Raw genomic sequence first — 18,178 nt, forward strand, 5'->3', positions numbered from 1 at the left:
GGGTCCCGCACGAGGTCCCACCTGACGACGCCTCACCTGACGGAAGGAAGAACCGGCCGATGACACTTCTGGACAGCGCCGTCTGGAGCAAGAAGCTCTTCAGCGACGGCTGGCGGGACGCCACCGGCGAGTACACGGTGACCGAGCCGGCGACCGGGTCCCGGCTCGGCACCGTGGGCCTGGCCACGGCGGAGGATGTGAACCGCGCCGCGGCCCGGGCCGCCGACGCGCAGCGGGCGTGGGCGGCCACTTCCGCGCAGGAGCGCGCGGCCGTGCTGCGGCGCGCGGGCGAGTCGATCACCGAGCACGCCGCCGAGATCGAGGACTGGCTGGTGCGCGAGGCCGGTTCCGTGCGGGCCAAGGCGGCGTTCGAGGTGCGGCTCGCGCTGGAGGAGTGCTTCGAGTGCGCGGCGCTGCCGACGCATCCGCAGGGCGAGGTGCTGGCGTCGGAGGAGGCACGCTGGTCGTTCGCCCGGCGCCGCCCCGTCGGCGTCGTCAGCGTGATCGCGCCGTTCAACTTCCCGCTCGTCCTCGCTCTGCGCTCGGTGGCGCCGGCGCTGGCGCTGGGCAACGCCGTGCTGCTCAAGCCCGATCCGCGCACCGCGGTGAGCGGCGGGGTCGCGATCGCCCGGGTCTTCGAGGAGGCCGGGCTGCCCGCGGGCGTGCTGCACCTGCTCCCGGGCGGCGGCGCGGTCGGCAGGGCGGTCGTCGCGGCGGACGAGGTGCGGGTGATCTCCTTCACCGGGTCCACACCGGTGGGGCGGGCGATCGGCGAGCAGGCCGGCCGGCTGCTGAAGCGGGCCCACCTCGAACTCGGCGGGAACAACGCCCTGGTGGTGCTGCCGGGGGCGGACGTGCCGAAGGCGGCCTCCGCCGGCGCGTTCGGCTCGTATCTGCACCAGGGGCAGATCTGCATGACGACCGGACGCCACATCGTGCACGAGTCGCTGCTGGAGGAGTACACCGCCGCGCTCGCCGCGAAGGCCCGGGCGCTGCCGGTCGGCGATCCCGCCCGCGAGGACGTGGCGCTCGGCCCGATCATCGACCGGCGGCAACTGGAGCGGGTGCACGGCATCGTCACCGACAGCGTCGCGGCGGGCGCGACCCTGGCCGCCGGCGGGGAGATCGTGGGCGCCGGGTACCGGGCCACCGTGCTCACCGGCCTCACCACCGGCATGCCGGCCTGGCGCGAGGAGATCTTCGGGCCGGTCGCGCCCGTGATCGGCTTCTCCACGATCGAGGAGGCCGCGCGGATCGTCAACGACTGCGAGTACGGGCTGTCCGTCGGCATCCTCGGCGACGTCGGCTCGGCGATGAAGCTCGCCGACCGGATCGACTCCGGCAAGGTCCACATCAACGAACAGACCGTCGGCGACGAGCCGCACGCGCCCTTCGGCGGCGTCAAGGCGTCCGGCACCGGATCCCGGTTCGGCGGCGCCACCGCCAACGTCGACGCCTTCACCGAGACGCAGTGGGTCACCGTCCGGCCGGACATCGCCGACTACCCGTTCTGAGCCCGTCCTCAAGGGGGTGCGTCACCATGACATCCGCCGTCTCGTCCGACGCGTCCGGCACCACCGCCGGGAGCGGCACCGCCGGACGCAGCTTATGGACGGTGGTCCTGTGCTGGATCACCGTCCTGCTCGAGGGCTACGACCTCGTCGTCCTCGGCGCCATCATCCCCACGCTCCTGAAGACCCGTCACCTCGGCATGACGGCCGGGGACGCGACCACCGTCGCCACCATGTCGCTCGTCGGCGTCGCCGTCGGCGCCGTCCTCGTGGGTCCGCTGGCCGACCGGTTCGGACGGCGGCTGCTGCTCATCGCGTCGGTGGTGGAGTTCTCGGTCTTCACCCTCCTGGTGCCGCTGGCCACGTCCGTCGGGATGTTCGCCGCGCTGCGGCTCGTCGCCGGCGTGGGTCTCGGCGCCTGCATGCCGGTGTCGCTGACGACGATGGCCGAGCACATGCCCGCCGCCCGGCGGGCCCGCGCCAGCACGCTGACCATGACCGGCTACCACACCGGTGCCGTGATCACCTCCCTCCTGGCGCTCCAGGTGACCGGGAACTGGCAGGTCCTGTTCTACGTCCTCGGTGCCGCCGGGCTCCTCGTCGCGGGCGTCCAGTGGTTCCGACTGCCGGAGTCGAAGGCGTTCGTCCGCGCCACGGAGCAGCCCGCGTCCCGGCGGGTTCCGCTCACCCGACTGTTCGAGCCGGCCTACCTCCGGGCGGGCATCGGGATCTGGGTCGCCTCCTTCATGGGACTGCTGCTGGTCTACGGCCTCAACACCTGGCTGCCCAAGCTGATGAACGACGCCGGATACCCCGTCCCCACGGCCGTCACCCAACTGCTCGTGCTCAACGCCGGCGGTGTGGCCGGGCTGGTGCTGGGCGGCTTCGTCGCCGACCGGCGCGGCATCAAGCCGACCACCTGCGGCTGGTTCGCGGTCTCGGTCGTCATGCTGGCCTGCCTCAGCATCCGGATGCACAGCGACCTGCTGCTCGACACCGTCGTCTTCCTGACCGGCGTGTTCGTCTTCTCCGCGCAGGTGCTCGTCTACGCGTACGTGACGAACTTCTACCCGGCCGCCGTCCGCGGCACCGCCCTCGGCTCCGCCTCCGGCATCGGCCGCATCGGCTCCATCGTCGGCCCGTCGGTCACCGGAGCGCTGGTCGCGGCGGGGATCGGCCATCCGTGGGGCTTCTACTTCTTCGCCGCGGTCGCCGTGCTGGCCTGTCTGGCGGTGCTGACGCTGCCGGGACGGGCGGCGGCGGTGCGGGCGGAGGCCGCCGAGCCCGCCGTCACGCGTTCCGGATGACCACGCGTTCTCCTACCCCCGGGGCCCCCGGGGAGACGGCGGGGTGGCTTCCGCAGCGCGGCCGCGTTGTCCAGGTTGATCCACGCCTGCCGGCGGACAAGCCGGTGACGAGGGTGATGTCGCTGTCGGAGACCTCGGCGACGCAGGCCGGCGCACCGGTCCAGGCGACCAGGGCGGGCAGGTGGCCGTCCTCCCATGTCCCGAGAAGCCCACGGGACCACCCCCTTCATGACGTCGGGCGCCACCTTACGACCGGCCACTGACATCGCGGGTCCGGCCGGTCCCGGTCCCGGCACCGGTCTCAGCCGCCGGTGCCGGTCCCTGGCCCGTCAGGTGACTTGCCGTCAGGCCGGGTACAGCGCCGCGAAAACGCCCCGGACGCGGGGGCCGTCCGGCGTCCGCCAGGTGCCGGTGACGTGGCCGATCGCTCCGTGCGGAGCGGGCAACGGGCCGTCCGGGGCGGGCCGGAGGACCCGGTGCAGATGGAGGGTCGTGCCGTGCGGGGTGGTCAGACCGGTGGATTCCGCACCGTCGGCGGCGGTGAAGCCGGCCAGGTCGGTGGATGCGGAGGCGACGCCCGCACCGGTGCGGAAGGCGACGACGTCCCGGTCGACGGTGTCGCTGACGTTCTGGTCCTGGGCCTGCGTCCGCCCCTCGATCAGGGCCGCCAACCGGCCGACCGCCACGGGGTCGTGGCAGCCGTCGTAGGCCCAGCGCGGCCCCAGCACGCCGTGCTCCATGGTGCCGACGAGGGCGTGCTCCGCCCCGTCGAGCGGGGCGCCCCGGTAGGTGAGCGGCACCAGATAGGAGACCGGGTCGGGGCCGGAGGTGTCGGCGGCCACCAGGAACTCGATGCCGACCTCGCCCTCCGGGTCGTCCAGCCGGAAACCGCCGGCCTTCGCCAGCTGCGGTCCGCCCGCGCCACCGCGGTACCACGGGCGGGAGGGCAGCCAGGAGGTGAGCAGTTCCAGCTTGGTCGGCTTGAGGACGGTGTGATGGATGACGGCCATGCGGGCGGTTCGCTTCCCTCGGCGAGCGGACACGGACGGACCCCCATACCCACGCATCCTCGTGGGTCCGCGAGCTCCCGATTTCGCCGCCGGGCGGGGGTCAGGCCGCGAGTTCGTCGAGGAGGTGGGGGTCGTTGTTGTGGACGTTGTTGACGGCGGTGGAGACCGGGCGGGCGTTCAGGTGGCCGCCTGCCGGACGGTCAAGCAGGGCCCGCAGCTCGTCGGGGTCCTGGTGGGCGGGGTCGAGCCAGGCGTCGTAGTTGCCGGGGGTGAGGGCGAGCGGCATGCGGGGGTGGACGCGGCCGGCCTCGTCGGTGGCCTCGGTGGTGATGATCGTGCAGGTCATCAGCCAGGCGGCGGGGTCGTCGTGCCCCACAGCCGGGTCGCGCCAGTACTCGTACAGGCCGCCGAGCGCCATCACCTGCCCGTCCTCCGGGTGGATGAAGTACGGCTGCTTGCGGCTCTTGCCGGTGCGGGGGTCCTCGGCCTGCTGCCACTCGTAGAAGCCGTCGGCGGGCAGCAGGCAGCGGCGGCGGGCGAACGCGCGGCGGAAGGCGGGCTTCTGGTGCACGGTCTCCATCCGCGCGTTGATCAGACGGGCGCCGATCTTCACGTCCTCGGCCCAGGACGGCACCAGGCCCCAGCGCAGCGGCCGCAGTTCCCGCTGCGCCGCGGCCGCCGTCCCGTCCGTGTCCCTCGGCGTGCGTTCCAGGACGGCCCACACGTCGTCGGTCGGGGCGACGTTCCAGCTGGGCTCGAGCGTCTCGTCGGCGCGCCAGTCGGTCACCCCGAACAGCGGGGCGAGTTCCTGCGGGCTGCGAGTGGACACGTAACGACCGCACATGCGGCCACTCTGCCACCGCTGCCCGCCCGGGCAACCCGGCCGACGGGGCCGGCCGGGGCGGCGCCGGGGCGGGGCGCCCCGGCTCGCGCCTGTCGCTGTGCGGGGCCATCGGCCGGGACCCGCCGGTGCTCTCGGTCAGTCCCCGCGCGCACAGCGCGCTCAGCAGCCGGTGCGCGGTGCTCTTGGCCACTCCCAGGCGCCGGGACCTCGCCGCCCAGGGGGTGCGCTGATGACGACGACCTGGGGGATCCCGCCCGCGGTCACCCCGCGCCGATCTCCGGCCGCTGCTGCCCGCTCATACGCACTGCCCTCCAGTCTCCGCGCTTGCCCGCGGTCCCCGAGATCGTCCTGCCCCCCGCCACGCCCTGGCGTTCCTCTCTCGGGAACACGCGGTGGCGGATCGCATCCAGGAGCCGGTGGCGTCCGGTGGGCGAAACCCGGTGGAGGGCGCCGAGCGGGGGCGCCTACCGTCGGCCGCATGGCTGACGAGTGCTACGGGCATCCGCGGCTCGCCGCGATCTACGACGTGCTGGACGCCGACCGCGGTGATCTGGACGCTTACGTCCGCATGGCGGAGGAGTTCGCCGCACGCCGGGTGCTGGACATCGGCTGCGGCACGGGGACCTTCGCCCTCCTGCTGGCGAGCCGCGGCACCGAGGTCGTCGGGCTCGACCCCGCCGAGGCGTCCATCGACGTGGCGGTGGGCAAGCCGGGCGGGGAACGGGTGCGCTGGATCCGCGGGGACGTGACGGCGCTGCCGCCGCTGCGGGTCGATCTGGCGACCATGACGGCGAACGTCGCCCAGGCCGTCGTGGACCCGGGCATGTGGCGGGAGACGCTGCGGAGGGCGCGGATGTCCCTGCGGCCGGACGGGCGCCTGGTGTTCGAGACCCGGGACCCGGCCCGGCGCGCCTGGGAGGAGTGGAACAGGGACGCGTCGTACCAGGTCACGGACGTTCCGGGGGTCGGCGCCGTCGAGAGCTGGGTACGGGTCACGGATGTGGACGGGCCGCTGGTGACGTATCGGTGGACCTACGTCTTCGCCACGGACGGGCAGGTTCTGACCTCCGATTCCACGGTGCGTTTCCGCAGCCGGCGGGAGGTCGAGGCGGACCTGGACGCGCAGGGGTACCTACTCGACGACGTCCGTGACGCTCCCGACCGGCCGGGCCGGGAGTTCGTCTTCGTCGCACGGCGTCCGTGGTAGCCGGGTTCTCCGGTGCGGCGAGCGCGGAGCGCGGGGCGCCCGCAGGGCACGGCGGGCACCGCGGGCGGGTGGCAAGAGCGGTCGGCCGGAGGGACCCGAGGGCGTTCCTTCGAAAAACGGCTCGCGCGCCGCGGCGCCCGCACACGACCATGGGCCGCATGAGCGACCGACCCGCACGATGGACCCGGGCCACCGTCTACCCCGACATGTGGACCGACCCGGACGACGACCCCCGCGACAGCGAAGGCAACAGTCCGGACGGCGAACTCGCCACGCTGCAGCACTACTTGACGAACTATCGGTTGACCCTGCGCATGAAGTGCGAGGGCCTGGACGCGGAGCAGATGGCCCGCCGTCCCATCCCGCCGTCGACGATGTCGCTGCTCGGCCTGGTGCGGCACCTCGCCGAGGTCGAACGGGACTGGCGCAACTGGATCGGCGACGCCGACCCGCTGCCGAAGCTGTACGGCGCGCGGGACGCGGACTTCGACGGGGCGGTCGCGGAGCAGGCCGTGGTCGACGCCGCGTACGTGGATCTGGCACGCGAGCAGGCCGCGACCGACGCCGCCCTGGCCGCGCATCCGGATCTCGGGGAGCGCGTGGGGAAGGAAGGCATCGCCGTCCGAGAGCTGCTGGTGCACCGGATCGAGGAGTACGCCCGGCACTGCGGCCACGCCGACCTGCTGCGCGAGAGTGTCGACGGACGCGTCGGCCAGTGACCGGGTCCGCGGGGCGCCCGATCCGCCGGTGAGGACGGCGTCAGCCGGCCGCCGGGCCGTGCTCGTCGCCGGATGCCCGCCGACGAGCACGGCCGACGGCCGTCACACCCCCTTCGACCGCACCGCGCAGCCGGTCTCCCTCCTCGCCGCGGGTGATCCGCCGCGAGGAGGGGCGGACCTCGTCACCGACGGCCGCGCAGCTTCCCGAAGAACCGCTGCGCCTGGGCGCGGCGGCGCGGGTCGGCCGCGGAGCGGCGGGCCTGTTCCCTTGTGCGTCGCCCCTGCGGACTCCGCGCGAACTGCTTGATCCGTTCCATCACTGTGGACATGGCACTCCTTTCGCTCGGGGGTGCCCTGCTCTGTGTCAGGTCCCACGACCTTCCGGTTACCCGGTGACCGCCACTCCAGCCTCTTCCGGACGAGAGTGGGCCGGCCCGGGCGTGACGTCGCTTGCAGCTTCCCGGTGCCGGGCGGGCGCTCGTAGCCCGGCTGCCTGCTCCGACGGAACGGGCCCGGCCGGGGCGGCCTGAAATGGTTGAAGCCGTCACCGCGACAGCGGGCGCGGCCGGCGCCGCGTTCCCGCACACAGCGGTGCCCCGCCCCTGCAAGGACCCGTGTGTCCGAAAGCGGGCTCGGCGTGTTGCACATGGTCCCGCCCCGCTGAAACCTTCGGCTCTTGAACGCATCGCCGGGCTCGTTCGCCGCGATTGTTCGGATTTCTCTTATCTCACTCGTTCAAGAGAACCAGGGAGTCTCCTCATGCAGAGATGGATGAACCGGTCCATCGCGACCGCGGGTCTGGCCACGGCTTTGATCCTCCCCGCCGCTCTCCGGGCCCCCGCCGCCGCGGCGGCGGTCCTGGCGCCGGCCCCGTCCTGCGTGGCGATGTACGAGAGCTGGCGGTACACCGACGCCGCCAACGACTGCGCCAACCCGCAGAGCGTGACGGTCGTCTACCAGGACGGCGCCACCGGCCTGTGCCGCACCCTCGCGCCGGGCGCGTTCAGCACGGTCGGCGAGGGATACCTGGGCCCGCACGGCCACGCCGACCACCTCGCCGTCTGCGAGCCCTCCTGACGAGAGCCGACGGCCCCGTTCACGCCGAGCCGCGTGACCGGGGCCGGGTTCGGAGCCGGGGCCGGGCCAGGACAGAGCCGGGGCCGGGCCAGGACAGAGCCGGGGCCGGGGCTCGGCTCACCGCCACAGCTCGGCACTGTCGCACACCCGCGCGCCCATGTTGCGCTCCATCATCCGCAGGGCGGCGTCCGCGAGGTCGGGATGGATGCAGGCGACGGCGTCGCGCGGGACGGTGACGTCGAAGTGCCGGATGTGGGCGTCGAGGCAGGAGTAGAGGATGCACTGCTCCGTCACCTGGCCGGACAGCACCAGCCGGTCGGTCCCCTGCTGCCGCAGCAGGTACGACAGCGGGGTCTCGAAGAAGGCGGAGTGACGAGCCTTGACCACGAACAGCGAGGCGTCGTCCGGCCGCAGCGGGTCCACCAGGCGGGCGTGCGGACCCGCCAGGGCCTTGTCGAGGAGTTCGCCGTGGTGCGAACGCCACTCGCCGAAGTTGTCGTTCACGTAGATCACCGGTACGCCCTTGTCGCGGGCCCGCTGGAGCAGGTCCGCCACGACCGGGACGACCGTCTCGGCGGAGGGCAGCAGCAGCCCGGCGTCCTTGTGGTCGTACGTGTTGATCATGTCGATGACGATCAGCGCGGTCTTGCTCATGCCGGCCGGGTTCCATCGCGCCGGCCGGTCACTCCTGCCCGGCGGCCGGCCCGCTCCTCGTGCCCCTCGCCGTGCCCCTCGCCGTGCCGCTCAGCCGCCGCTGCCGGTGAGCCCGCCCCGGTGGCCGCGCACCAGGTCGGCGTACACCTTCGCGCTCGGCTTCGGGCGGCGGCGGAACGTCGTGCGGTCGACCTCGTGCAGGCCCAACTGGGCGCCGTAGCCGAAGATCCACTCGAAGTTGTCCATGAGCGTCCAGTGGCAGTAGCCGATCACGGGCGTGCCGGCGCCGGCCTCGGCCGCGAGCGCTTCGACGGCGGCGGGGATGAAGGCGGCCCGCTGCGTGTCGTCGGGGGTCTGGATGCCGTGCTCGGTGACCAGGACCGGCACGCCGGACACCTCGTGGGCGTAGCGCACGGCGCCGGCGAGGGAGCCGGGCGCGATGACCGTGCCCATGCCGTTGAGCTCCCCCTCGGGCTGGACCTCGCCGTCGGGTCCGTGCACGATGCGCTCGTAGTTCTGCACGCCGATGAAGTCGTCCTGGCGTGCCTCGCGCAGCCAGTGGTCGTAGACGGCGGCGCGCTTGGCGTCGCGGCGTGCCTCACCGCCGGGGATCGCCACCTCGTCGGCGATGGCGATGGACACCCCGACCGGCAGGTCGCCGCGGCGGGCCTTGATCGCCTCGCGGGCGGCGCGGTGGGCGCGGGTGAACGCCTCCTGGAACTCCGCCTGCCGGTGGGCGGGGATGACGTTGGCGCCGGCGTAGGTGTCGCTGCCGGCGGCGCGTGCGGCCGCTTCGAGCATCCGCGTCTTGAGCGCCTCCGCCTCGGGCGGCAGTTTCGCGCCTGCCTGCAGCAGCTGTTCGAGGTTGGGTTCGTTGAGGGTGACGCCGTAGGCGATGCGGTCGCCGAAGCGGGCCATGACCCGGTCGCACTGTTCGGCGAAGCGTGCCGGAGCGTCGGGGGCGGTCCACGAACCGGCGGCCGCGAACCAGTGCGGGGCGGTGAAGTGGCTGAAGGTGACGAGCGGTGCGAGTCCCCGCTCGAGGCAGCCGTCGACCATGCGCTCGTAGTGGTCCAGTGCCTCGGCGGAGACGACGCCGCGCTCCGGTTCGACGCGGGCCCACTCGACGGAGAACCGGTAGGCGCTCAGCCCGAGTCCGGCGACCAGGTCCAGGTCCGTCTCCCACTGCCGGTACCCCTGGCACGCCGGTCCGCTGGGCTCACGGAACAGCGAGGGCGTGGTGTGCTCCAGGAACCAGGTGTCACTGGCGCTGTTGTCGCCCTCGTTCTGGTGCCCCGCGGTGGCGACGCCCCACAGGAAGGTGTCGGGCAGGGTGATCGATGTCATGGGTGCTCCTTGCACCGGTCGGGGGACCGGTGAGCGGTGGTGGGGAGGCCGGTCAGTGGCCGGCGGTGGTTGCGGTCGGCTCCGCTCGGCGGAGGGGCGCGCTCAGCGGATGCCAGCGGGCGTTCGCGGTCAGCAGGCGTTCGCGGTCAGCAGGTGGTCGCGGTCAGTGGGGCGCGGAAGGAGTGCCGGCCGGGGCCGGCCTCCCTCGGCTCCGCGCCGGGCAGGTCGACCGTCGCGGTGACGCCGGGCGGCACGACGACGTCGACGAGCAGTTCGCCGTCTTCGACGCGCCAGGCGGTCCCGGCCCGGCCGTACGGCGTGTCGTGCTCGGCCCGTGCCCAGGTCAGACCGGCTCCGGGCCGGGGGCGGACCGACAGCCGCCGGTAGCCGGGCTCGGCGGGGGCCAGTCCGGCGACGGTGCGGTGCATCCAGTCGGCGACCGCCCCGAGCGCGTAGTGGTTGAAGGAGGTCATCTCGCCGGGGTTGACGCTGCCGTCGGGGAGCAAGCTGTCCCAGCGCTCCCACACGGTGGTGGCGCCCATGTCGACCTGGTAGAGCCAGGAGGGGCAGGACCGCTGGGTCAGCAGCCGGTACGCGGTGTCGACGTGCCCGGTCCCGGTCAGCGCGTCGCAGACCAGGGGGGTGCCGAGGAAGCCGGTGCCGATGCGGTGGCCTCCCTCGGCCACCAGTTCGGCCAGCCTGCGTCCCGCCTCGGCGCGCTCGGCGTCGCCGTCCAGCAGGCGCAACGACAGGGCGAGGGCGTAGGCGGTCTGGGTCTCTTCCGTCAGGCGGCCGCCGCCCGCGTGGAAGCGGGCGCGGAAGGCGTCGCGGACCGCGTCGGCCAGGGCGTCGTAGCGTACGGAGTCGTGGCGCGCGGCGGCGTCCGTCTCGCCCAGGACTTCCGCGGTGCGGGCCAGCAGCCGCGCGGAGTGGGCGAAGCAGGCGGTGGCGACGAGGACGGACGAGGTCATCGCGCGGCCGGGGTCGTCGGCCGGGGCGGACGGGTCCAGCCAGTCGCCGAACTGGAACCCCTCGCCCCAGAGCCGGCCGGGCCCGGCGATGCGGTCGACGGCGTCGACCCAGGCGCGCATCGACGGGTACTGGGCGCGCAGCACGTCGGTGTCACCGTAGCGCTCGTACAGCACCCAGGGGACGATGACGGCCGCGTCGCACCAGCCGGCCATCGGCGGGTTGCCGGGCGGCAGGGGGACCGGGGTGATCACCGGGATGTCGGGGCTGAAGACCGGCGGGACGCGCTGCTCGTCGGCCTCCTGGTCGGCGGCGAGGTCGCGCAGCCAGGAGCGCAGGAAGTCGCGGACGTCGTAGAGGAAGGCGGCGGTGGGGGCGAAGACCTGGACGTCGCCGGTCCAGCCGAGCCGTTCGTCGCGCTGGGGACAGTCGGTGGGCACGTCGACGAAGTTGCCGCGCATGCCCCACACCACGTTCTCGTGCAGGCGGTCGAGGGAGGCGTCGGAGCAGGAGAACCAGCCCGTGCGGCGCAGGTCGCTGTGGACGACCACGGCGGTGACGTCGGCGGGGTCGAGCGGGCCGGGCCAGCCCTCGACGTCGGCGTAGCGGAAGCCGTGGAAGGTGAACCGGGGCTCCCACTCCTCCCCCGCCGGGTCGCCGCGCAGGACGTAGCGGTCGGTGGCGGCGGCGTGCCGCAGCGGCCGTACGCACAGGTCGCCGTCCTGCAGCACCTCGGCGTGGCGGAGGGTGACGGTGCCGCCGGCCTCGCCGCGCACCCGGATGCGCAGCCGCCCGACGAGGTTCTGGCCGAAGTCCAGGATCGTACGGCCGGTGGGCGAGGTGGTCACCGCGACGGGCGTGAGGTGCTCGATACGGCGCACCGGCGGGCTGTCGGCCGGAAAGAGCACGCCGGTGTCGAAGTCCAGGATCGCGGCGGGCCGCCACGCCGAGTCGTCGAAGCCCGCCTCGCTGAAGCCGGCCTGCTCGCGCCGGGCGTCGTAATCCTCGCCCTCGTACAGGCCCGCCGCCAGCACCGGACCGGGGCTCCAGCGCCAGCCGTCCCCGGTGGCGACGGTGTCGGTGGAGCCGTCGGCGTACTCGATGCGCAGTTCGGCGAGCAGCCCGGTGTGCGGGCCGTAGATGTCCCGGGTGCCGCCGTTGAAGCCGAGCAGGCCCCGGTACCAGCCGTCGGCCAGGTGGGCGCCCCAGGCGTTGCGTCCCTCCCGGACCAGAGCGGTGACGTCGAAGGACTGGTAGCGGTGGCGGCGGCGGTAGCTCGTCCAGCCGGGGGCCAGGACGTGGTCGCCCACCACGCTGCCGTTGATCTCCAGTTCGTAGACGCCGAGCGCCGTGACCAGCAGCCGGGCCGAGCGCGCGGCCGCCCGCACGCTGAACTCCGCCCGCAGCAGCGCGCCCGGGCGGGGCCCTTCGGCGGGCTCGGAGGCGGACGGGTGGGGACTGACGACTCGTGCGGTCCAGTGGTGGTGCATGGCGGCCTTTCTCAGCACCGGGAGGTGAGCAGGTCCGATCATGCGACCAATACCTAGTGAAAACTAGGTATTCATGGGCGTGTCCTGCGTCACACCGCTGCAGGCGGAGCTGGTAGCCATGCGCATGACAATCATGTGAACCCGAAGCACACCGGCACCCTCCCCGACCCCTTCCGCCCTACAACCCCTGCCCGTCGGCGGAGATGACCCGCAGGAGGCGGTCGAGATGGCCGCGCATGACGGCGATGAGGTCGAAGGACCGTCCGCCGGCCAGCCACTGCTGGAACAGCCCCACGTCCAGGGCCGCGCACTCGCGGGCGATGCCCTCATGGTCCAGGTCCGGCCGCAGCTCACCGGTGGCGCTGCCGACCCGGAGCCGGTCGGCGAGTTCCCCGACGCCCTTCTCCTGCCAGGTGGTGAAGTGGTCGTGCGCCGGATGGTCGGGCGCGGTGGCCTCGGCGGTCAGGACGACGGCCAGCTCGACCATGCCGGGCATGGCCAGCGTCTCGGCCGTGTCCTCCAGGTGACAGCGGAAGGCGTCCCGCACCGAGTCCGAGACCCGCTGCCAGCGCACGTCCATGCGCTCGTGCCAGTACTCGACGACCGCGAGGAGCAGCTGCTGCTTGTCCCGGAAATGGTGCAGCAGCCCGGCGTCGGTGATCTCGGCGTCGCGGGCGATGCGCGCGAGGGAGGTCTTGCGGTAGCCGTCCCGGCCGAACCGCAGCAGCGCGGCCTCGAGGATCTGCGTGCGCCGCGCTCGGCCCGCCGTGTACTGGCCGCGCGGCCCCCTGGGTGTCGCCATGCCAGAACCCTACCGGTGGCGACCGCCGCGACAGCGGGCCTGTCGACCGCCCCGAACATATGGCGTGACGTGGGTCACATCTCCGAAACCTAGCAGTCACTAGGTGTTCGGCTTCATCATCGACGTCACGCGACGACGGGTTGCCGCGCTGTCACGTCCCCGTGAGCGACATGTCACGTCGCCCCCTCCGCCGCGCTCCCCACACCCCCGCGCTTACTCTCCCCTCGGCACCTCCGTGAAAGGAGGGCTGGCATGACGCCGACGTCATCAAGCCCCTCAGTCGACTCCGCAGCACGCTCCGACGCAGACGCGGGGTGGACTCCCCGCCTCGTCCTGCTGCTGATCGCGCTCTCCTGGCCGACCCAGTTGCTGGCCGCGGGCGGCATCCTCGGCGCCAACGCCACGGCGGGCGTCGCGCAGACCTTCCACACCACCCAGGTGGTGTGGTTCGGGCTGACGCTCACCCTGACGTCCACCCTGCTCACGCCGTTCGTGATCAAGCTGGGGGACCTGTACGGCAAGAAGCGGGTGATGCTCGCCATGACCGCCCTGGGCGCTCTCGGCGAGGCCCTGGCAGCCATGGCCGGGAGCTTCTGGCTCGTCCTCGCGGGCCGCGCGATCGCCGGTTTCTACGGGCCGTTCGGCGCGCTGTCGTTCGCCGCGGTGCGCGACGTCTTCCCGTCCCGTCTGGTCAAGCCGGCCAGCGGCATCATGGGCAGCAGCGTCGGCCTGGTCGCCCTGGTCTCCCCGTTCCTGGCGGGCTGGCTGGTCGACGGCTGGGGCTACCGCGGCGCCCTGTGGTTCCTGGCCGCCGCCACCGCCGTCGCCTTCGCGCTGGTCGCGCTGCTGGTCCCGGAGACACCGCGGCACGCCTCCGACTCCGGCTTCGACTGGCTCGGCGGACTCGTCCTCGGCGGCGGTCTGACCGCCGTGGTCTACGCCGTCGGCCAGGGGCAGAGCTGGGGCTGGGCGGACCCGCGCACCCTCGGCTGGCTGGCCGGCGGCGCGATCGCGCTGGTCGCCTTCCTGTTCGTGGAGCGCTCCAGCGCCCACCCCATCCTGGACCTGAAGGTGCTGCGCCGCCGCCCGGTCGCGCTGGCGCTCACCGCGGGCGGGCTCGCCCAGACGGTCGCCTTCACCATGCCCGGCCTGGCCATCCTGCTCGCCCTCTACCCCCACATCCCCGGAGTCTCGGCCGGCCTGGGGTGGAGCGCGCACCACAACGCCGTCGTCAGCGTGAGCTGGAACCTGGTGATGTTCGGCACCGGCCTGCTGGCCAGCCGCCTGCTGCGCCGCTTCGACGCGCGCCGGATCTGGTGCGCCGGGCTCGTGGTGATGGCCGTGGGTTACACCCTCGTCGGCTTCCGCCACGGCAACGAACTCCAGCTCATCCTGACCTCCTGCGTCGCCAACGTCGGTTCCGGCATCGTCGTCGCCGGTGCGCCCGCCCTCGTGGTCGGCGTCGTCACCCGCGACGAGCAGGGCCTGGGCAGCGGCATGCTCAACATGCTGATGAGCCTCTTCGGCGCCATCGTCACCGCCGGCGCCTACGCCGTCCTCTCCGCGGACAGCACCGTCGTCCACGGCACCGCCTTCTACCTCGACACCGGCTACTCCTGGATCTTCTGGCTCGGCGCCCTGGTCACCCTGGTCGCGCTGGCCCTGTCCCTGTTCATCCCGCCGCTGCGCGACCCGGAGGAGGCGGACGCGCCGCCCGTCACCGCCGCCGCCTGAACCCTCCCGTCCCCGCCGTGCGCGCACGGCGGGGACGAGTCGCCGACGCCGTGCGCCGGCCGGCGAGGGACGACTCGCCTCAGTCACGGGCCAGTTCGACGGTGACCCGGCGGGTGAAGCGGAGGGTGACGGGGCCGAGCAGACCGGACGGGATCGGCTTGTTGCGCTCGTTGGACAGGGTGTTGGCGACGCGTACGGCCACCGTGTTGCGGCCGGGGGTCACCTGGTCGGTGACATCGACGGCGTACGGCGCCCACAGCAGCGGCGGCAGCGCGGTGCCGTTGACGGTGACCGCCGCGACGGCGCGCACGTCGCCGAGGTCGAGCAGGATCCGGCGTCCGTCGAGCAGCGACGCCGGGACGTCGACGTCCTTGGTGTAGACGCCGCTGCCGGAGAACAGCCGGTCGTGGTCGGTCCAACTGCCCAGCGGCCCGGTGACCGGGGCGGCCCCGTCGCGTTCCAGGACGAGGGTCCAGTCGCCGTCCACCGGTACCGGTTCGAGGGGGTCGTCGACGCGGACCGTACCCCGGTAGGTGTGCCGGCCGTCGGCGCCGGTGAGCCGGTGCTCGCCGGGCGCCGACGCCTCGACCGTCGCCCGCAGCGAGGCGCCGTGGCGGGCGACGGCGAGCACCGGCAGCGGGCAGTCGGTCAGATGGGCCCCGGCATCGTCGTCGCCGCGCACCACGATCACGGCCGTCTCGTACGGCCGCAGCGTCAGCGGCAGCCGTACGCCGGCCCGGCTCTCCCGGTACACGGGCGCGGGCCGGGTGTCGCCGCCGGCCGGGTCCCACAGCTCCGGCACCCCGGTGACGGGCAGCGTGGCGACGGTGTCGACCTGCTCGCCGCTTTCGTTGTTGAGGACGAAGGCGGTGTCCGCGCCGCGCGTCACGCGCAGGACCCGGACCGCGTCCCGCGCGGGGTCGAGGACGGCGGCCGCGGCTCCGGCATCCCGCGCGGCGGCGCCCAGCGCGCCGGTGTCGGCGACGCGCACCGCGTGCCCCCGGCCCAGGGGCCGGCTGCCGGGCAGGGCGTCGCCGAACAGGTCGGCCAGCGCGTGGGCGAGGGAGCGGTCCCGGCCGTAGGCGTCCTCGTCGTCGAGGGAGCCGACCGCGACGACGGTGCCCCCGGCCCGCACGAAGTCGCGCAGCACCCCCACCCCGGCGACGTCCAGGACGGGCGTGTCCGGCAGCACCACCAGGTCGTAGCGGGCGGCGCCCACCGCGAGGCGGCCGCCGCGCACCTCCGCGTGGCACAGCAGCGCGGGATCGCCGGTGAGGGCGCCCTCGTGCAGCAGGTCGAAGTCGACCTGGGCGCGCTCCAGCGCGAACGCCGCGTCGGTGATCGCGGAGTCGACGCCGCCCTGGGCGGCGGTGCCGGCCCACTGCTCGGCGGCGCGCTGCGGCTGCAGCAGGGCGGTGCGGGCGGCGGAGGCGCCCCGGGCGGCCTCCATGACCCGGCCGATCCACTCGGCGAGCGGCCGCATCGCCCACCACCAGGGGGCGCGCGGACCGAACGGCGGCGGGAAGTAGACGAGCGTCTCGTCGGTCCACAGCGCGTGCAGCACGGTCAGGTTGACGCCCCGCGCGGCCTGCGCCCCGACGGTCGCGTACACGAACGAGGGCGTGACCTGCCAGCCCATGTTGCCGAACATCTCCAGCAGGGCCCGCGGACGGCCCTGCTGGTGGGCGACGGACACCGGATTGCGGGGGATCATCGTCTGCCGGCCGGCCACGTACTCGGCGGTGATGATGTCACCGCCGGGCACCTGCGCCCACTGGTTGACCTTGTGCAGGTCGCCGGTGGAGGGGATGCGCTTGGCCGGGGCGGTCTCGTCGTAGAGCGGGTTGGTGATCAGGGCGACGCCGCGCCGCTCGCACCAGCCGGCCTGCTTGCGGAAGTACTCGGCGAAGCGGTCGGAGACCGCCTGCCAGTAACGGCCGCGGGCGATGCGGCCGGTGCGGCCGAGGTCGTCGAAGGCGCCCGCGTACGCCAGTCCGGGCGTGGTGCCGGTGGCGCGCAGCGCCCGGTCGAGGGTGGGCGACCAGGGCAGCCGGTTGAAGTGCGCCTGGGCGGAGGCGAAGAACGGCTCGTCGTCCCAGAAGCCGGGCACGACGGTGCCGAAGTACCGGCCGAAGCGCCGGTGGTACTCCCCCGGCACGATGTCGAGGAACAGCTCGACCGGCTCGTCGTCGAGCAGGTCGACGTAACTGCGGCTGTAGCCCTGGGAGTCGTCGACGAGCGGCACGCCGCCGAACAGGTCGATCTGCCAACGGCCCTCCGGCGCCTGCCAGATGTGGCCGTCGGCGAGCGCGCCGGTGAGGTCGACGACGTCCGACGCGTCGGCGGACCCGGCCGGGCGGGCCGCCGCGGCGGCCGGAGCGACGGCGCCGTCCGCGGGGGCGCGGTCGGGGAAGTCGCCCGCGGCGGCGGGATCGTCGAAGGCCGAGGCGTACAGCGTGCTGCCGTCGGCGGCGGTCACGGTGAGGCTGTCCCACAGCCCCCGCTGCCCGGCCACCGCCCGCACGCCCACCCCGCCGGAGGGGTACGCGGAGTCGGTGACCGTGCCCTTGGCGCGGCCGTCGAGGGTTACGGACAGGCTGTCGCCTTGCACGGTGACGGCGACGGTGTGGTACTTGGTCTTGTTGAACCCGTCGGTACGGCTGCTGCGCAGCAGCTCGACGGGTTCCGCGCCGCCGGCGAGGCGCTGCACGACGACCACGCCGGTCTGGTCGAAGGTCACCGCGTAGCCGTCCTGCCCGTCGGCAGAGGCCCGTACGACGAGCCCGGCGCCCACGTACTCGGCCTTGGCGCTGCCGGTGACGGTGCAGTCGGTCCACCGCGCGCCGCCGCGCAGCACGGCCGCCCCCGCCAGGACCGCGGCGTCGGCGACCAGGTGTCCCGCCTCCACGCCGACGCCGGTGCTGCGGCGCAGGTCGACCCGTGCGGGGCCGTCCACGACGGTGGTGGACCGCCACAGCGCCTTCAGGCGCAGGTCGGGGCGCGGCGCGTAGGTGCGGGAGCCGACCGTGCCGCCCTTGACGATGTACTCGCCCGCCCGGCCGCTGGGGAAGTGGTCGTCGTTGAACAACCACACCCGCATTCCGGTGCGTTCGGCGACGGCGAGGGTGTGGCCGACGATGTCGAACCACTCCTCGGTGAAGAACACCGGCTGCATCTGGGCGTTGTCGAAGGAGAACAGGACGACCTCGAACATGCCCTTGGACCGCAGTTCGGCGAGCTGCCGGTCGACGAGGTCGGGGGTGACCGGGCCGTTCCAGTACCAGTAGACGGTGGGACGGCTGTCCTTGCGGGGGTCGGCGAAGTCCTGGCGGAGGAAGGCGTGTTCGGTCTCGGGGAGATCGTCGGCGCCGGCCGTGCCGGCCGCCGCGGTGGCGGGCACGCCGAGGGCGAGCACGGTGCCGGTGGCGCCGGCGGCGGCCACGAACCGGCGTCTGGACAGGCCGTCGTCGGCGGACGTGCGAGGGTTTTCGGGCATGGCGGAACTCC

14 protein-coding genes and 1 pseudogene are annotated in these 18,178 nt (G+C 73.6%); 6 read left to right on the top strand and 9 right to left on the bottom strand.

The window, feature by feature from the left end; genetic code table 11:
* The first annotated feature begins 59 nt into the window (after positions 1–59).
* Together ACZ5GT_RS19745 and ACZ5GT_RS19750 are read left to right on the top strand one after the other, a co-directional pair.
* On the top strand, positions 60–1,514 hold the full coding sequence (locus tag ACZ5GT_RS19745) for a benzaldehyde dehydrogenase (protein ID WP_469025632.1): 1,455 nt from the start codon (positions 60–62) through the stop codon (positions 1,512–1,514).
* Between the two features lie 26 nt (positions 1,515–1,540).
* Complete coding sequence (locus tag ACZ5GT_RS19750; RefSeq protein WP_469025635.1) at positions 1,541–2,818, top strand: MFS transporter; 1,278 nt, start codon at positions 1,541–1,543, stop codon at positions 2,816–2,818.
* Between the two features lie 344 nt (positions 2,819–3,162).
* On the opposite strand, the gene ACZ5GT_RS19755 is transcribed toward ACZ5GT_RS19750, so the two are convergent.
* The 3 genes and pseudogenes from ACZ5GT_RS19755 to ACZ5GT_RS19765 form a co-directional block, all read right to left on the bottom strand.
* Positions 3,163–3,828 (bottom strand): maltokinase N-terminal cap-like domain-containing protein, encoded by a 666-nt coding sequence (locus ACZ5GT_RS19755; protein WP_469025640.1) that lies wholly within the window; start codon positions 3,826–3,828, stop codon positions 3,163–3,165.
* A 100-nt stretch (positions 3,829–3,928) separates the two neighbouring features.
* Entirely contained in the window at positions 3,929–4,672 is a 744-nt protein-coding gene (locus ACZ5GT_RS19760) for an SOS response-associated peptidase (RefSeq protein WP_469025645.1), read from the bottom strand.
* A gap of 139 nt (positions 4,673–4,811) precedes the next feature.
* Positions 4,812–4,868: pseudogene (locus ACZ5GT_RS19765) on the bottom strand (helix-turn-helix domain-containing protein); the annotation flags it as partial.
* Positions 4,869–5,150: 282 nt separating this feature from the next.
* Between ACZ5GT_RS19765 and ACZ5GT_RS19770 the strand changes: the two are divergent.
* Positions 5,151–5,879 carry a class I SAM-dependent methyltransferase gene (locus ACZ5GT_RS19770; protein ID WP_469025650.1) on the top strand — a complete coding sequence of 243 codons (729 nt, stop codon included), beginning with the start codon at positions 5,151–5,153 and terminating at the stop codon, positions 5,877–5,879.
* A 149-nt stretch (positions 5,880–6,028) separates the two neighbouring features.
* A complete protein-coding gene (locus ACZ5GT_RS19775; protein ID WP_469025656.1) occupies positions 6,029–6,598 on the top strand; it encodes a mycothiol transferase in 570 nt (189 codons plus the stop codon).
* A 182-nt stretch (positions 6,599–6,780) separates the two neighbouring features.
* On the opposite strand, the gene ACZ5GT_RS19780 is transcribed toward ACZ5GT_RS19775, so the two are convergent.
* Positions 6,781–6,927: a hypothetical protein gene (locus ACZ5GT_RS19780; RefSeq protein WP_469025659.1), complete on the bottom strand. Its 147-nt coding sequence runs from the start codon at positions 6,925–6,927 to the stop codon at positions 6,781–6,783.
* Between the two features lie 430 nt (positions 6,928–7,357).
* On the opposite strand from ACZ5GT_RS19780, the gene ACZ5GT_RS19785 reads away from it, so the two are divergent.
* Positions 7,358–7,675: an alpha-amylase gene (locus ACZ5GT_RS19785; protein ID WP_469025662.1), complete on the top strand. Its 318-nt coding sequence runs from the start codon at positions 7,358–7,360 to the stop codon at positions 7,673–7,675.
* Positions 7,676–7,792: 117 nt separating this feature from the next.
* On the opposite strand, the gene ACZ5GT_RS19790 is transcribed toward ACZ5GT_RS19785, so the two are convergent.
* The 4 genes from ACZ5GT_RS19790 to ACZ5GT_RS19805 form a co-directional block, all read right to left on the bottom strand.
* Positions 7,793–8,329 (bottom strand): cysteine hydrolase family protein, encoded by a 537-nt coding sequence (locus ACZ5GT_RS19790; RefSeq protein WP_469025665.1) that lies wholly within the window; start codon positions 8,327–8,329, stop codon positions 7,793–7,795.
* A gap of 90 nt (positions 8,330–8,419) precedes the next feature.
* Positions 8,420–9,676: a family 1 glycosylhydrolase gene (locus tag ACZ5GT_RS19795; RefSeq protein WP_469025668.1), complete on the bottom strand. Its 1,257-nt coding sequence runs from the start codon at positions 9,674–9,676 to the stop codon at positions 8,420–8,422.
* 146 nt (positions 9,677–9,822) lie between these two features.
* Entirely contained in the window at positions 9,823–12,177 is a 2,355-nt protein-coding gene (locus ACZ5GT_RS19800) for a family 78 glycoside hydrolase catalytic domain (protein ID WP_469025672.1), read from the bottom strand.
* Positions 12,178–12,313: 136 nt separating this feature from the next.
* Positions 12,314–12,937 (bottom strand): TetR/AcrR family transcriptional regulator, encoded by a 624-nt coding sequence (locus ACZ5GT_RS19805; RefSeq protein WP_469025675.1) that lies wholly within the window; start codon positions 12,935–12,937, stop codon positions 12,314–12,316.
* Positions 12,938–13,189: 252 nt separating this feature from the next.
* Here ACZ5GT_RS19805 and ACZ5GT_RS19810 point away from each other — a divergent pair, with 252 nt between their 5' ends.
* The gene (locus ACZ5GT_RS19810; RefSeq protein WP_469025678.1) at positions 13,190–14,671 is read left to right on the top strand and encodes an MFS transporter; all 1,482 of its coding nucleotides are present in this window, start codon (positions 13,190–13,192) and stop codon (positions 14,669–14,671) included.
* 79 nt (positions 14,672–14,750) lie between these two features.
* Here ACZ5GT_RS19810 and ACZ5GT_RS19815 read toward each other — a convergent pair whose 3' ends face one another.
* Positions 14,751–18,167, bottom strand: coding sequence for a glycosylhydrolase-like jelly roll fold domain-containing protein (locus ACZ5GT_RS19815; protein WP_469025683.1), 3,417 nt, complete (start codon positions 18,165–18,167; stop codon positions 14,751–14,753).
* Between the last annotated feature and the right edge of the window lie 11 nt (positions 18,168–18,178).

It is taken from the genome of Streptomyces sp. NPDC031340 (assembly GCF_055569945.1).